The organism is Salmonella enterica subsp. diarizonae (assembly GCF_008692785.1).
Taxonomy (GTDB): Bacteria; Pseudomonadota; Gammaproteobacteria; order Enterobacterales; family Enterobacteriaceae; genus Salmonella; species Salmonella diarizonae.
This window is the reverse complement of record NZ_VXJV01000004.1, coordinates 195,717-209,739: the sequence shown is the minus strand read 5'-3', so window position 1 is coordinate 209,739 and position 14,023 is coordinate 195,717. Positions and strand designations below refer to the sequence as shown.

At 52.3% G+C, this 14,023-nt stretch carries 11 protein-coding genes; 6 read left to right on the top strand and 5 right to left on the bottom strand.

The genetic code is table 11. The features are described from left to right. Positions 1-129: 129 nt before the first annotated feature. Positions 130-2,019, top strand: coding sequence for a sulfatase-like hydrolase/transferase (locus F4V72_RS10050; RefSeq protein WP_136058494.1), 1,890 nt, complete (start codon positions 130-132; stop codon positions 2,017-2,019). Positions 2,020-2,223: 204 nt separating this feature from the next. Here F4V72_RS10050 and caiD read toward each other — a convergent pair whose 3' ends face one another. The 5 genes from caiD to caiT all read right to left on the bottom strand — a co-directional run bounded on the left by caiD (position 2,224) and on the right by caiT (position 8,751). Continuing rightward, positions 2,224-3,009 carry a crotonobetainyl-CoA hydratase gene (caiD, locus tag F4V72_RS10045; protein WP_023245666.1) on the bottom strand — a complete coding sequence of 262 codons (786 nt, stop codon included), beginning with the start codon at positions 3,007-3,009 and terminating at the stop codon, positions 2,224-2,226. 114 nt (positions 3,010-3,123) lie between these two features. Beyond that, positions 3,124-4,677, bottom strand: a complete 1,554-nt coding sequence (caiC, locus tag F4V72_RS10040; protein WP_023245667.1) for a crotonobetaine/carnitine-CoA ligase — start codon at positions 4,675-4,677, stop codon at positions 3,124-3,126. Between the two features lie 62 nt (positions 4,678-4,739). After that, positions 4,740-5,960 (bottom strand): L-carnitine CoA-transferase, encoded by a 1,221-nt coding sequence (caiB, locus tag F4V72_RS10035; protein WP_053508866.1) that lies wholly within the window; start codon positions 5,958-5,960, stop codon positions 4,740-4,742. 99 nt (positions 5,961-6,059) lie between these two features. After that, a complete protein-coding gene (gene caiA, locus F4V72_RS10030; protein ID WP_000347100.1) occupies positions 6,060-7,202 on the bottom strand; it encodes a crotonobetainyl-CoA dehydrogenase in 1,143 nt (380 codons plus the stop codon). A 31-nt stretch (positions 7,203-7,233) separates the two neighbouring features. Further along, complete coding sequence (caiT, locus tag F4V72_RS10025; RefSeq protein ID WP_000845326.1) at positions 7,234-8,751, bottom strand: L-carnitine/gamma-butyrobetaine antiporter; 1,518 nt, start codon at positions 8,749-8,751, stop codon at positions 7,234-7,236. 478 nt (positions 8,752-9,229) lie between these two features. Between caiT and F4V72_RS10020 the strand changes: the two genes are divergently transcribed. The 5 genes from F4V72_RS10020 (at position 9,230) to F4V72_RS10000 (ending at position 14,021) form a co-directional block, all read left to right on the top strand. Beyond that, positions 9,230-10,003 (top strand): electron transfer flavoprotein FixA, encoded by a 774-nt coding sequence (locus F4V72_RS10020; protein WP_023245669.1) that lies wholly within the window; start codon positions 9,230-9,232, stop codon positions 10,001-10,003. 9 nt (positions 10,004-10,012) lie between these two features. After that, entirely contained in the window at positions 10,013-10,957 is a 945-nt protein-coding gene (locus tag F4V72_RS10015) for an electron transfer flavoprotein subunit alpha/FixB family protein (RefSeq protein ID WP_136058493.1), read from the top strand. A gap of 48 nt (positions 10,958-11,005) precedes the next feature. Then, entirely contained in the window at positions 11,006-12,292 is a 1,287-nt protein-coding gene (locus F4V72_RS10010) for an FAD-dependent oxidoreductase (protein WP_079817150.1), read from the top strand. Beyond that, positions 12,289-12,576, top strand: coding sequence for a ferredoxin-like protein FixX (gene fixX / locus F4V72_RS10005; RefSeq protein WP_000203755.1), 288 nt, complete (start codon positions 12,289-12,291; stop codon positions 12,574-12,576). The genes F4V72_RS10010 and fixX overlap by 4 nt, the downstream gene beginning before the upstream one ends. Positions 12,577-12,680: 104 nt before the next feature. Further along, positions 12,681-14,021, top strand: coding sequence for an MFS transporter (locus tag F4V72_RS10000; RefSeq protein WP_053508856.1), 1,341 nt, complete (start codon positions 12,681-12,683; stop codon positions 14,019-14,021). Positions 14,022-14,023: the final 2 nt, after the last annotated feature.

Here is a 14,023-nt window from a genome sequence, read left to right as displayed (position 1 = left end):
ATTTCTAATTTGAAATATAAATCAATATATAACACATATTCTTACCCGGAAAACATTGATATATGTCCTCGCTTACTCGTACAGTAATAAATGAATATGTGATAATTTACTGACAACAGGTATAATAATATGAGTAATAAAAAAAATCTGTCTACAGAAGAGACGGATCTTACGCGTAGGAAACTGTTAACCAGCGCCGGTATTCTTGCCGCCGGCGGTATGTTATCCGGCGCGGTAAAGGCTGATGAAAAATGCGCCGTTAAGGCGAAACCGACCTGGGATAAACCGTTTACCGGCGAGATCCCGGAGAAATTGCCAGAAGGATATAATATTCTGTTAGTCGTGACCGACCAGGAGCGTTTTTTCCCTACGTTTCCTTTCCCGGTACCCGGCAGAGAGCGGCTCATGAAAACGGGGGTGACATTCTGTAACCACCAGAATACCAGTAATGTTTGTACGCCTTCCCGCTCCGTATTGTATACCGGCTTACATATGCCCCAGACAAAGATGTTTGATAATCTGGGATTACCCTGGATGCCCTATGACCTTGACCCCGCTCTTGGAACTACAGGACATATGATGCAGGAGCTGGGATATTATACGGCCTATAAAGGTAAGTGGCATCTTACAGAAAAACTGGAGAAGCCTCTGCCTGACGAAAAAGATGAGGATATTGATGTCGGGAATATTCCTGAACCAGAATTACATAAAATTATGGAAAAATATGGTTTTTCTGACTATCACGGTATCGGCGATATTATAGGCCATAGTAAAGGCGGCTATTTTTATGATTCAACCACCACGGCTCAGACTATAAATTGGTTAAGATGCAAGGGGCAGCCCCTGAATGACCAACACAAGCCCTGGTTCCTGGCCGTTAACCTCGTTAATCCCCATGACGTGATGTTTATTGATACCGATAAGGAGGGAGAAAAGGTACAGTGGCGTGGCGAGCTGGATCAGGATGATAATACCCTGGCGCCCACGCAGCCGCCGGAAAACGCGCTTTATCAGGCAAGCTGGTTGAACTATCCGCTGCCGGCAAACAGGCATCAATCATTCAATGAGCAGGGAAGACCGCCAGCGCATCTTGAATACCAGACGGCGCGCGCTGCGCTGGAAGGGCAGTTTCCTGATGAAGATCGTCGTTGGCGTAAACTGCTTGACTATTATTTCAACTGTATCCGCGATTGTGATACTCACCTTGACCGGATATTAAATGAACTTGATGCCCTCAAGTTGACTGATAAAACGATTGTTGTATTTACTGCCGATCATGGCGAATTAGGCGGAAGCCATCAGATGCACGGTAAAGGCGCTTCCGTTTATAAAGAACAGATCCATGTGCCGATGATTATTTCCCACCCGGCGTATCCAAGTAATAAGAAATGTCAGGCGTTGACCTGTCATCTTGATATCGCGCCGACATTAGTTGGACTGACCGGTTTGCCGGAAGAAAAACAGCACAAAGCGTTAGGCAACCGGAAAGGCGTTAATTTTAGCAGATTGCTAAAAAACCCGGAAGGCGTTGCGGTTAATGCGGTGAGAAACGCCAGCTTATATTGCTATGGCATGATCCTGTATACCGATGCCCATTATCTCCACCGCGTTATAGCGCTACAAAGAGATAAGCAAAAAACGGTGGCGCAAATCAAGCAGGAAATCTCCCATTTGCATCCTGATTTCAGCCATCGTTCAGGGACGCGCATGATTAACGATGGCCGTTATAAGTTTGCGCGCTATTTTTCGCTAAGGGAGCATAATACGCCGGAAACCTGGGAGGATCTTATTAAATACAACGATCTTGAACTTTACGATCTTAAAAATGATCCCGATGAGAACCATAACCTTGCTGCTGATAAAGAGAAATATCAGGATCTCATTCTGATGATGAATGAAAAACTGAATAAAATTATCAAAGACGAAATTGGCGTGGATGACGGCAGCTTTATGCCGGATGCCACCCGCGAGCCGTGGGATCTTACCATTGAGCAGTTTAACCGCATGGCGAAAGATTAAGCGCCTGACCCATTAGGTTAATTTATGTGTCGGCGATCTGGCGTCCACCGTGGTCTGGAGGTCAGATGCTGTTGGCGCTGCGCTTATCGGGCCTGTATCATCATTTAATCTATTGATATTGCAATAATTACAGGCATATTTAGCGCAGCGCCGCCCGACAAGAAGACCTTAAACCGGTTTGTCAGCGGTTCAAGGCTGCTATCATCACCGACCTTTCCACACCGGATCGCGCTTTTCCGCAAACGCCTGTGGCCCTTCGAGGGCATCTTCCGAGTGCAGGACGGCGGGATAGTGTCTCAGCGCGCCGCTACGGATATAGCGATAGCCCTCTTCGACTGACATATCGCGAGTGGTGCGGGTCATTTCTTTCAAGGCGGCGACCGCCAGGGGGGCGCTTTGCACCAGTTGTTGCGCCAGTTCACGGGCGCTGTCCATTAACTCATGTGGACTGACGACGCGATTTACCACTCCCCAGCGCAGCGCTTCTTCCGCTGTCATGCGTCTGCCGGTCATCACCATATCATTGACGATCGCAGGCGGCAGGATCTTCGGTAGACGCAGTACGCCGCCGCTATCTGGCACAATACCAAGTTTTGCTTCCGGCAGCGCGAAGCTGGCGTGATCCGCGCAGATAATGAAATCCGCCGCCAATGCCAGTTCGAATCCGCCGCCGAAAGCGTAGCCGTTGACCGCGGCAATCACCGGTTTATCAAGATCAAAAAGCTCGGTTAAACCGGCAAAACCGCCGGGGCCGAAATCCGCATCTGGCGCTTCACCTTCGGCGGCGGCTTTTAAATCCCAGCCGGCTGAAAAAAACGTCTCTCCCGCCCCGGTGACAATCGCTACGCGTAAATGCGGATCGTCCCGGAAGCGCAGAAAGGCCTCACCCATCGCAAAACTGGTTCTGGCGTCAATCGCGTTCGCTTTCGGGCGATCGAGCGTAATTTCAAGAATGGGGCCATTACGGGTCAGGTGCAATGATTCACTCATATCTTCAATCCTTTATTCGCTTATTCCCTTTTCAGGGCCACAGTTATCCGCCAGAAATATCTCTATTTCCACGACAATGTTGATGTATTCAGCGGGCAGTGCCCGCCGGAGAGGTTATTTCAGATTTTTTTTAATGATTTTCCCTGAACAATTACGGGGCAAATCTTTTCTTATTTCCAGATATGACGGTACTTTAAATTTCGCCATATTTGCCTCACAAAACGTAAAAAAATCTTCCTCGGTTAATGTCTCACCTTCATTGAGTACCACAAACGCTTTAATAGCTTCATCACGAATATCATCCTTAATACCGATAACCACGATATCCTGAATTTTAGGATGCCCGGCGATGATATTTTCCAGCTCGACGCAAGAGACATTTTCTCCGCCGCGCTTAATCATGTTGCAGCGACGATCGACGAAATAGAAAAACCCTTCCTCATCCCGATAGCCGGAATCGCCGGTATGCAGCCAGCCGTTAGGCTCAAGCGCTTTGGCTGTAGCGTCCGGGCGTTCGAAATAGGCTTTAAAAAGCGTTTTACCGGGAATGCCTTTAACGCATATTTCCCCGATTTCGCCGGGAGGCAACGCACGATTTTGCTCATCGCGAATCTCCGCTTCATAGCAAAAACCCGGACGACCAATCGACGGCCAGCGTCGCTTATCGCCGGGGCGGTCGCCGATAATACCGACGATGGTTTCCGTCATACCATAAGAGGTGAGCAGTCGGACGCCGAAGCGTTCGATAAATGCCTCTTTCTCTTGCACGGAGAGGTTGAGGTAAAACATCACTTCGCGTAAACAGTGGTGACGATCGTCAGCGGCGGGCGGCTGCGTCATTAACGTTCGGATCATCATCGGGATACATTCGGTGACGGTCGCGCAATATTTTCTCACCTGTCCCCAGAAGGCGCGGGCGCTGTATTTTTCGATCAGCACAAACGTAGCGCCCGCTGAAAAGGCCGCCATCGCCGCCGTACACTGGCAGTCAATGTGAAAGGCGGGCATGACGGTTAGATAAACATCATCTTCGCGCAACGCGCATTGCCAGGCGGAGTAGTAGCCAGCAAAACGTAAATTATAGTGAGTAATCACTACCCCTTTCGGGCGGGACGTTGTGCCGGAGGTAAAAAGGATTTCCGCGGTATCCTCAGGCGTTAACGGCGGCGTATAAAGCAGGACGTCGGGCTGCTGCGCTTTCAGCGTGTGAAAGTGGCTAACGCCTTCTTCGACCGGAAACGTCGCGCCGATCAGACAAATATGCCTGAGCGGCGTGTGCCCTTCCTGTTGAGTCTGACGATACATCGGATAAAACGGCGCGCTGGTGACCAGTAACGATGTCCGGCTATTTTGCAGTATCCAGGCGCTCTCCTCGCGCAATAATCTGGCATTAATCGGCACGACGATGGCGCCGATTTTTGCCAGCCCAAACCAGCAAAAGATAAATTCCGGGCAATTGTCCAGATGCAAAGCAACGTTGTCGCCTTTACGTACGCCTAAGGAATAGAAAAGGTTTGCCGTGCGATTGATCTCTCTATTCAGTGCGGCATAGCTGAAGTGTTGTCCTTCTCCCGCGCAGGATTCAAAAATTAACGCCGTTTTGTCTTCATATATTCCGGCCAGGTCGTCCCACATCTGACGTAAGTGTTGTCCGCCTACAATATCCATTGCACTTTTATCCACAAAATCAGGCGTGAGCGCTAACCGGAAAACCGATTAGCGCATCGCGTTTAATCCTCAACTTTGGCCAGCCCTTTGCCGACCAGTTCCTTAATATCTGCTTCGCTATAACCAATATTTTTCAGAATGGCGGCGGTATCCATGCCGTGTGACGGCATGGCGCGCCAGATTTTCCCCGGGTTGTTTTTGAATTTCGGCATGACATTCGGCCCCTTACAGGTGCGACCGTCCATCGTTTGCCACTGGGTAATGGACTCACGGGCCACGTACTGCGGATGATGTTCCAGCTCCGGAATAGTCAGCACTTTTGCGCAGGCGATATTCAGTTCGGCAAAACGCGCCTGAACGTCAGCAATAGAACGCGTCGCCAGCCAGGTATCCAGTTTTTCTTCCACCAGCGGCCCATAAGGGCATTCGATACGGTGAATCAACTGCGTGCCTTCCGGCACTTCCGGCGTACCGAGAATATGCGCGAGGCCGATATCTTTAAAGCATTCGTTAATTTGCGTAATGCCGACTAACTCCATCACGATATAACCGTCGGCGCATTTATATAATCCGCAACCGGCGTAATAAGGGTCTTTACCTTTGGTCATTCGCGGGCAGATTTCGCCGCCGTTGAAGTAATCCATCATAAAATACTGCCCCATCCGCAACATCACTTCATACATCGCAATATCAATACTTTCGCCTTTACCGGTTTCCCGTACTTTATGCAGCGCCGCCAGCGCCGAGGTCGTGGCGGTCAGGCCGGAAAAATAGTCGGCGGTGTAGGGAAAGGCGGGCATCGGTTGGTCGATATCGCCGTTTTGGATCAGATAGCCGCTGAACGCCTGGGCGATGGTATTGTAAGCCGGCAGATGGGTATACTCTTCGTCGCCAAACTGACCGAAGCCGGAAAGATGGGCGATAACCAGTTTCGGGTTATGTTCCCACAGTACTTCATCGGTAATGCCGCGGCGGGCGAACGCCGGGCCTTTGCTGGCTTCAATAAAGATATCGGTCGTTTCCATTAATTTCAGAAACGCTTCTCGTCCTTCGTTTTTAAAGATGTTCAGGGAAAGGGCGTGCAGATTACGACGTGAAAGCTGCGGATAATTCGGCTGGACACGAATGGTATCGGCCCAGGCCACGTTTTCGATCCAGATAACCTCCGCGCCCCATTCTGCGAACATTTGTCCGGCGAACGGCCCGGCGATTTCTATTCCGGAAAAGACCACCCGCAGCCCCGAGAGGGGGCCGAAGGCAGGCATTGGTAAATGCGTTGTCATGGTATCACTCCTGTTGCCGGATGCGGTGTAAACACCTATCCGGATTACAACATGCACAATCCGTAGACCCGGTAAGCGCAGCGCCACCGGGCGCTTTACTTAGCGGTACTGCTTCAGCACCGCGCGACCGAGCGTCAGGATCTGCATTTCGTCAGATCCGCCGGAAACGCGGTCAACGCGCAGATCGCGCCAGAAACGCGAAATACGATGATTCCCCGCAATGCCCACGCCGCCTAATACCTGCATGGCGCTGTCCACAACCTCAAACGCGGCGTTAGCGCAGAAGTATTTACACATGGCTGCATCGCCGGAGGTGATTGTGCCGTTGTCTGCCTTCCATGCCGCTTCCAGCAGCATATTTTTCATGGCGTTTAATTTGATCGCCATATGGGCGAATTTCTCCTGAATCAGTTGGAAGCGACCAATTGTCTCGCCAAACTGCACGCGCTGATTAGCGTAACGCGCCGCATCTTCAAAGGCGCATAGCGCCGTGCCGTAGTTGGTTAACGCCACCAGGAAACGTTCATGATCGAACTCTTCTTTAACGCGATTAAAGCCGTTACCTTCCCGACCGAACCTGTCTTTCTCGTCCAGTTCAACCTCATCGAAGGTAATTTCGCAGCAGCTATCCATACGCAGACCGAGCTTTTCCAGTTTGGTCACTTTGATGCCCGGTTTGCTCATATCCACAAACCATTCGGTATAGACAGGCTTATCCGGCGATGCGCCATCTCTTGCCATCACCACAATGTAGGGGGTGTACGCGCTACTGGTGATAAAGCACTTGCTGCCATTGAGGTAAACCTTACCATTTTTGCGGGTATAGGTGGTTTTTAAGCTCCCGACATCCGAACCGGCACCCGGCTCGGTAATTGCCGAGTTCCACATCTGCTTACCGGTGCCGCGAAAGGCCATAATCTTATCGATCTGTTCCTGGGTGCCTTCACGCAGGAAAGTGTTGAACCCGCCCGGTAATTGGTACAGCACATATGTCGGTGCGCCCAGACGCCCCAATTCCATCCATACCGCCGCAACGGTAACGAATCCGGCGTCCAGGCCACCGTGCTCTTCCGGGATCAGCAGGCTATCAATCCCCATCTCCGCCAGCGCTTTCACAAAACGTTCGGGATAGATGCTGTCACGATCGCACTCGGCAAAATAGGCTTCCCAGTTCTCACTGGCCATCAATTCACGAATACCGGCGACAAACAGTTCCTGTTCATCATTTAAATTAAAATCCATGTTCCAACCTCTTGATCTCTTGGGGTTAATTTTATTTATCTTTCCAGTGCGTTTTGGCGTCTTTGATAAAGGAGAGCGTCACCATAATGTTGACGAAGAACAGCGGGCAGCCGCCGGCGATAATGGCGGTTTGAATTGGTTTCAGCCCGCCGAGCGCCAACAGAACAATGCCAATAATGCCCACCAGTACCGACCAGCCGATCCGTACCAGCAGCGGCGGTTCTTCGCCGTCGCGTATTTCGCGACAGGTCGACATCGCCAGGGTATAAGAGCAGGCGTTAATCAGCGTGACGGTGGCGATAAAGCACAGGATGAAGAATCCCCACATGGTGGCGGTACTGAGCGGCAGGGCAGCCCAGGTTTCGATAATGGCGCGCGCCACGCCGTGTTGGTCGATCAACTGCGGAATATTGAGGATATTTTTATCCATTAGCAGGAGAGTATTGCTGCCGAGGACGGTCCACAAAATCCAGGTAGAAGCCGTCAGCCCCAGCACCATGCCGAAGCAGAGTTCACGCACTGTCCGACCACGGGAAATACGGGCGAGAAAGATGCTCATCTGGATGGCGTAAATCACCCACCATGCCCAGTAAAAGACGGTCCAGCTTTGCGGGAACCCGCTTTTACCTATCGGATCGGTGTAAAACAGCATCCGCGGCAGGTACATCAACAGTGTACCGACCGAATCGGTAAAATAGTTCATGATGAAGCTGGCGCCGCTGACGATGAATACCCAGCCCAGCATCAGAAAGCTTAAATAGCTGCGAACGTCGCTGGCGATTCTGACCCCTTTTTGCAAACCGCAGGCGACACAGATCGCGTTCAGGATGATCCAGCAGGTAATAATAATGGCGTCCAGCTCCAGGGTGTGCGGAATACCGAACAGATACTGCATACACTCCGTCACCAGCGGCGTCGCCAGACCGAGGCTGGTTCCCATCGCAAAGATCAGCGCCACCAGGTAGAAGTTATCGACGATGGTGCCGAAAAGCCCTTTGGCATGTTTTTCGCCGACCAGCGGTACCAGCGTGGAGCTGGGACGGATAACATCCATCTTACGGACGAAAAAGAAGTAGGCAAAAGCGACGGAGAGGAAACTGTAGGTCGCCCACGGCAGCGGGCCCCAGTGGAACAGGCTATAGGCGAGGCCAATCTCTTTCGCGCCGGTGGAGTTGGGCGCAAGGCCGAACGGCGGCGTAGAAATATAGTAATAAATTTCTATCGACCCCCAGAACAGGACGGCGGCGGAGGTACAGGAGGCGAACATCATAAAAATCCAGCTAGCGGTGCTGAATTCCGGCGGTTCATCGCCTAATTTCTTTTTCGCATAAGGACCAAAGACCAGCCAGAACCAGCCGATGAGCATGACGACCATATACCATTCAAAGGCCCATCCCCATACGTTGGTGACATAACTGAATACGGCGTTAATAACATTATTTGCCGCATCAAGATCCCGAACCGTTAGCCAACAAAGTATCCCTACGATTATAAGTGGCGGGAAAAAAACCTTTGGTTCTATTCCAGACTTTTTCTTGTCAGTTTTCATGAGTTAATTCCAGTGTCAAAACGAAATTTATGCTGCGTTCCTGGCTATTATATTTTGTTTATTTTCCTGAATATTCGACCGGTGATAATTTGACCTCAGGGCGCTTTTGCGAGTAACTCATAATGAGTATTCATCGCACGACGTTCTGTAATCTGGATCACACTTTTTTGTCGTTTATGTTGACGGTTTGTTTTGTATTTATTTCTTTATAATCAATGAAATACAGGGTTGTTGGGCGTTTTTTGCGCGCCTCTCTTTCAATATTGGTGATCCGTAAAACAATATTGAAAATTTTTATATTTTGTCGCTGACTGTTCAATATTGGTGAGGTGCTTAACAATATTGAAAGTTATGAAGAACAGGATGTGACTTTTTCAATATTGGTGATTAATGTTTTATTCCCGAATTTAAGAGCGTGATATCTGTATTTAACACCGCCGATATAGATGATCTTTCCTTCATGATTTCTGGAGATGCAATGAAGATATTGACTTGCTACAAGTGCGTGCCTGATGAACAGGATATTGTGATTAATAACGAAGATGGTTCATTAGATACCCGTAAAGCCGACGCCAAAATTAGCCAATACGATTTAAATGCGATTGAAGCCGCTTGCCAGTTAAAACAGCAGGCCAGCGATGCCGTGGTGACGGCAATGAGCGTGGGCGGCCAGGCGCTGACCAATGCCAAAGGGCGTAAAGATGTGCTTTCTCGCGGCCCTGACGATCTTATTGTCGTAATTGATGAGCAGTTTGAACAGGCGCTGCCGCAACAAACCGCCGCCGCGCTCGCCGCCGCTGCGCAAAAAGCGGGTTTTGATCTGATTATCTGCGGCGATGGCTCTTCCGATCTTTATGCTCAGCAGGTGAGCCTGCTGCTGGGTGAAACGCTGCATATCCCGGCCATTAACGGCGTGCGCAACATCCTTTCGCTGAGTGAAGACGCCCTTATCGTTGAGCGCGAGCTGGAAGATGAAATCGAAACGCTGCATATCCCGTTACCTGCGGTCGTGGCGGTCTCTACCGATATTAACTCCCCGCAAATCCCGTCGATGAAAGCGATTCTCGGCGCGGCGAAAAAGCCCGTCCAGGTCTGGTCTGCGGCGGACATCGGCTTTAGCGCGGCGGCTGACTACTCCAGCCAACGCGTCGCTGCGCCGAAACAGCGCGAGCGTCAGCGAATTGTCATTGAAGGCGAGGGCGAAGAACAGATCGCCGCATTCGCCGAAAACCTGCGCAAAATCATTAACTAAGGGGAAGTTATGAGCAAGTTTTCCAGTGTTTGGGTATTCAGCGATACGTCTTCTCGTCTGCCGGAACTGATGGGCGGCGCGCAGCATACCGGCGAACAGATTAACATTTTCGTACTGAGCGAGGCGGATAGCGAGGCAGCGTTCCATTTTGGCGCGGATCGCGTCTGGTTTTTACGCGGTAAACCTGATGACCGTATGGTGGAAGACTATGCGGAAGCCATAGTGGAAACCCTCCATAAACATGGCGGCGAGGCGGGCATGGTACTACTGCCGAATACCCGTCGCGGAAAACTGCTGGCGGCTAAGCTCGGCTACCGTCTGGCAGCGGCGGTGTCTAACGATGCCAGTAGCGTCGTACCACAAGCGGAAGGGGCTGCGGTAAAACACATGGTTTACGGCGGGCTGGCGATGGGCGAAGAGACGATTACCTCTCCCTGGGCGGTAGTCACGCTGAGCAGCGGCGCTTTCGAACCGGCGCAGGCGGATACGGCGCGCCGCGGCGAGGCGCAGAGCGTGGAGTGGATAGCGCCGGCGATAGCGGTGACGCGTACCGCGACGCAGGCGCGTCAGAGCAACCGCGTCGATCTGGATAAAGCGCGGCTGGTGGTGAGCGTTGGACGCGGGATCGGCAGTAAAGAGAATATCGCGTTGGCACAGGCGCTGTGTCAGACCATCGGCGCGGAGCTGGCCTGCTCTCGTCCGGTCGCGGAAAACGAAAAATGGATGGAACATGAGCGTTATGTCGGTATCTCCAACCTGATGTTAAAACCCGAACTTTATCTTGCCATCGGGATCTCCGGGCAGATCCAGCACATGGTCGGGGCGAATGGATCGCAAACGATCTGCGCCATTAACAAAGATAAAAACGCGCCGATCTTCCAGTACGCGGATTACGGCATTGTGGGCGATGCGGTAAAGCTCCTGCCCGCGCTGATCCAGGCATTAGCACGTTGATTGAGCAAGGCGGGGCAAAGCACGTCCCGCCGCTGACTGGGAGTTTCTATGTCTGAAGATATCTTTGACGCCATTATTGTCGGCGCAGGGCTGGCCGGGTCAGTCGCCGCGTTGGTGCTGGCGCGTGAAGGCGCGCAGGTACTGGTGATTGAGCGAGGCAATTCTGCTGGCGCGAAAAACGTCACTGGCGGTCGCCTCTACGCGCATAGCCTGGAGCGTATTCTACCCGATTTTGCGGCACGAGCGCCCGTAGAACGTCTCATTACCCATGAAAAACTCGCCTTTATGACCGAACAAGGGGTGATGGCGGTTGATTATGTTAATGCGGAGGAGCAAGCGCCTTCACAGCGTTCTTATTCCGTGCTGCGCAGTAAATTTGACGCCTGGCTGATGGAGCAGGCGGAAGAAGCGGGCGCGCAACTGATTACCGGTATCCGCGTGGATAACGTCGTACAGCGCGACGACAAGGTCGTCGGCGTGGAGGCCGATGGCGATATTATCGAAGCGAAAGTCGTGATCCTGGCGGACGGCGTCAATTCCTTGCTGGCGGAAAAGCTGGGCATGGCGAAACGCGTCAACGCCTCGCACGTTGCGGTGGGGGTGAAAGAACTGATCGAATTACCCCAATCCGTTATTGAAGATCGTTTTCAACTTCGGGGCAATGAAGGCGCAGCCTGCCTGTTCGCCGGCGCGCCGACCGCAGGGCTGATGGGCGGTGGATTTTTGTATACCAATGAAACCACGCTGTCGCTGGGGCTGGTGTGCGGTCTGCACCATCTGAACGCGGCGACAAAATCCGTGCCGCAAATGCTGGAAGATTTTAAACAGCATCCGGCGGTCGCGCCGCTGATCGCCGGCGGCAAACTGGTGGAGTATGCCGCGCACGTCGTCCCGGAGGCCGGGTTTGCTATGCAGCCTGAGCTGGTGGGCGACGGGGTGTTGATTGCCGGTGATGCTGGCGGAATGTGCATGAATCTGGGCTTTACTATCCGCGGTATGGATTTGGCCGTGGCGGCAGGAGACGCGGCGGCGAAAACCGTCCTTTCCGCACTGCGCAGCGCTGATTTCAGTCGGCAAAAACTGGCGGAATATCGCCAGCATCTCGACAACGGTCTGATGCGGGATATGCGAATGTACCAGCGTCTGCCGGCGTTTCTCGATAACCCGCGCATGTTTACCCGCTATCCGGAAATGGCGGTCGGTATCGCCCGCGATCTGTTTACCGTTGATGGCGGCGCGCCGGAGCCGATGCGTAAAAAAATCCTGCGTCATGCAAAGAAAGTCGGCCTTATCAATCTGATGAAGGACGGTATTAAAGGAGCGACCGTATTATGACTTCCCCCGTCAATGTTGACGTCAAGCTGGGCGTTAATAAATTCAACGTCGATGAAAATAACCCGCATATCGTGCTGAAAACCGAACCGGATAAGCAGGCGCTGGAGGTGCTGATTAAGGCATGTCCCGCCGGGCTGTACAAGAAGCAGGATGACGGCAGCGTGCGGTTTGACTACGCCGGCTGTCTGGAATGCGGTACCTGTCGGATTCTCGGCCTGGACAGCGCGCTGGAAAAGTGGGAATACCCGCGCGGTACCTTTGGCGTGGAGTTTCGCTACGGTTGATTGACTGCCGGATGGCGCTGCGCTTATCCGGCCTACGCTCACGGACCTGGTCGGCCTGATACGCGCAGCGCCATCAGGCAACCAGGATAAAACAGGACATAACCATGCCGCAGCCCAGGAACTTTGACGACCTTAAATTCTCCGCCATTCATCGCAGAATTATGCTGTGGGGAAGCGGCGGCCCGTTCCTTGATGGCTACGTGCTGGTGATCATTGGCGTGGCGCTGGAACAACTGACGCCGCTATTGCACCTTGATGCTGAATGGATTGGCGCGCTCGGCGCGGCTACGCTTGCCGGACTGTTTATCGGCACCTCGCTGTTTGGCTATATTTGCGATAAAGTCGGGCGGCGTAAAATGTTCCTGCTTGATATTATCGCTATCGGCGCTATCTCCGTGGCGACCATGTTTGTTTCCACGCCGCTTGAATTGCTGGTGATGCGCGTTTTAATTGGCATTGTTATCGGCGCGGATTACCCTATCGCCACGTCCATGATTACGGAGTTTTCCAATACCCGGCAGCGCGCGTTTTCCATCGGTTTTATCGCCGCGATGTGGTACGTCGGCGCGACCTGCGCCAATCTGGTGGGGTATTGGTTGTATGACATGGAAGGCGGCTGGCGCTGGATGCTTGGCAGCGCCTTTATCCCATGCTTAATCATTTTGATTGGCCGCTTTGACCTGCCGGAATCGCCACGCTGGCTATTGCGAAAAGGACGGGTAAAAGAGTGCGAACAAATGATGATCAAACTGTTCGGCGAACCGGTCTGCTTTGACGATGAGCCGCCGCAGGAGACCCGCTTCCTGCAACTGTTTAACCGCCGTCATTTCCCGTTTGTACTGTTCGTCGCGGCTATCTGGACCTGTCAGGTGATCCCGATGTTCGCTATCTATACCTTTGGGCCGCAGATCGTCGGGTTACTCGGCTGGGAACAGGGGCGCAGCGCAGCGCTCGGCAATGTGGTGATTAGCCTCTTTTTTATGCTGGGCTGTATACCGGCGATGTTCTGGCTAAACAGTATTGGCCGTCGCCCTCTGCTTATTGGCAGCTTCGCAATGATGACTATTGCGCTGGCGTTGCTGGGGCTGGTGTCAAATCTGGGCATCATACTGGTAGTGGTGGCGTTTGCGGTGTACGCCTTCTTTTCCGGCGGACCGGGCATACTGCAATGGCTTTATCCTAATGAACTCTTCCCTACGGACATTCGCGCTTCGGCCGTAGGGGTCATCATGTCATTAAGCCGCATTGGAACCATTGTCTCCACCTGGGCATTACCGATTTTTATTACTCGTTACGGTATTAATAACGTCATGCTGATTGGCGCGTTGATTTCGTTAGTCGGGCTTGGCGTATCGGTGATGTTTGCCCCGGAAACTCGCGGCTTGACGCTAACACAGACCGGAAACATGACTTTGCGCGGAACGCCATCGGATAACCCTCGTTAAGA

What these genes read in the sequence shown, in the direction of transcription:
- F4V72_RS10050 (WP_136058494.1), top strand. Translation starts at nt 130, where the DNA reads ATGAGTAATAAAAAAAATCTGTCTACAGAAGAGACGGATCTTACGCGT.
- caiD (WP_023245666.1), bottom strand. Translation starts at nt 3,009, where the DNA reads ATGAGTGAATCATTGCACCTGACCCGTAATGGCCCCATTCTTGAAATT.
- caiC (WP_023245667.1), bottom strand. Translation starts at nt 4,677, where the DNA reads ATGGATATTGTAGGCGGACAACACTTACGTCAGATGTGGGACGACCTG.
- caiB (WP_053508866.1), bottom strand. Translation starts at nt 5,960, where the DNA reads ATGACAACGCATTTACCAATGCCTGCCTTCGGCCCCCTCTCGGGGCTG.
- caiA (WP_000347100.1), bottom strand. Translation starts at nt 7,202, where the DNA reads ATGGATTTTAATTTAAATGATGAACAGGAACTGTTTGTCGCCGGTATT.
- caiT (WP_000845326.1), bottom strand. Translation starts at nt 8,751, where the DNA reads ATGAAAACTGACAAGAAAAAGTCTGGAATAGAACCAAAGGTTTTTTTC.
- F4V72_RS10020 (WP_023245669.1), top strand. Translation starts at nt 9,230, where the DNA reads ATGAAGATATTGACTTGCTACAAGTGCGTGCCTGATGAACAGGATATT.
- F4V72_RS10015 (WP_136058493.1), top strand. Translation starts at nt 10,013, where the DNA reads ATGAGCAAGTTTTCCAGTGTTTGGGTATTCAGCGATACGTCTTCTCGT.
- F4V72_RS10010 (WP_079817150.1), top strand. Translation starts at nt 11,006, where the DNA reads ATGTCTGAAGATATCTTTGACGCCATTATTGTCGGCGCAGGGCTGGCC.
- fixX (WP_000203755.1), top strand. Translation starts at nt 12,289, where the DNA reads ATGACTTCCCCCGTCAATGTTGACGTCAAGCTGGGCGTTAATAAATTC.
- F4V72_RS10000 (WP_053508856.1), top strand. Translation starts at nt 12,681, where the DNA reads ATGCCGCAGCCCAGGAACTTTGACGACCTTAAATTCTCCGCCATTCAT.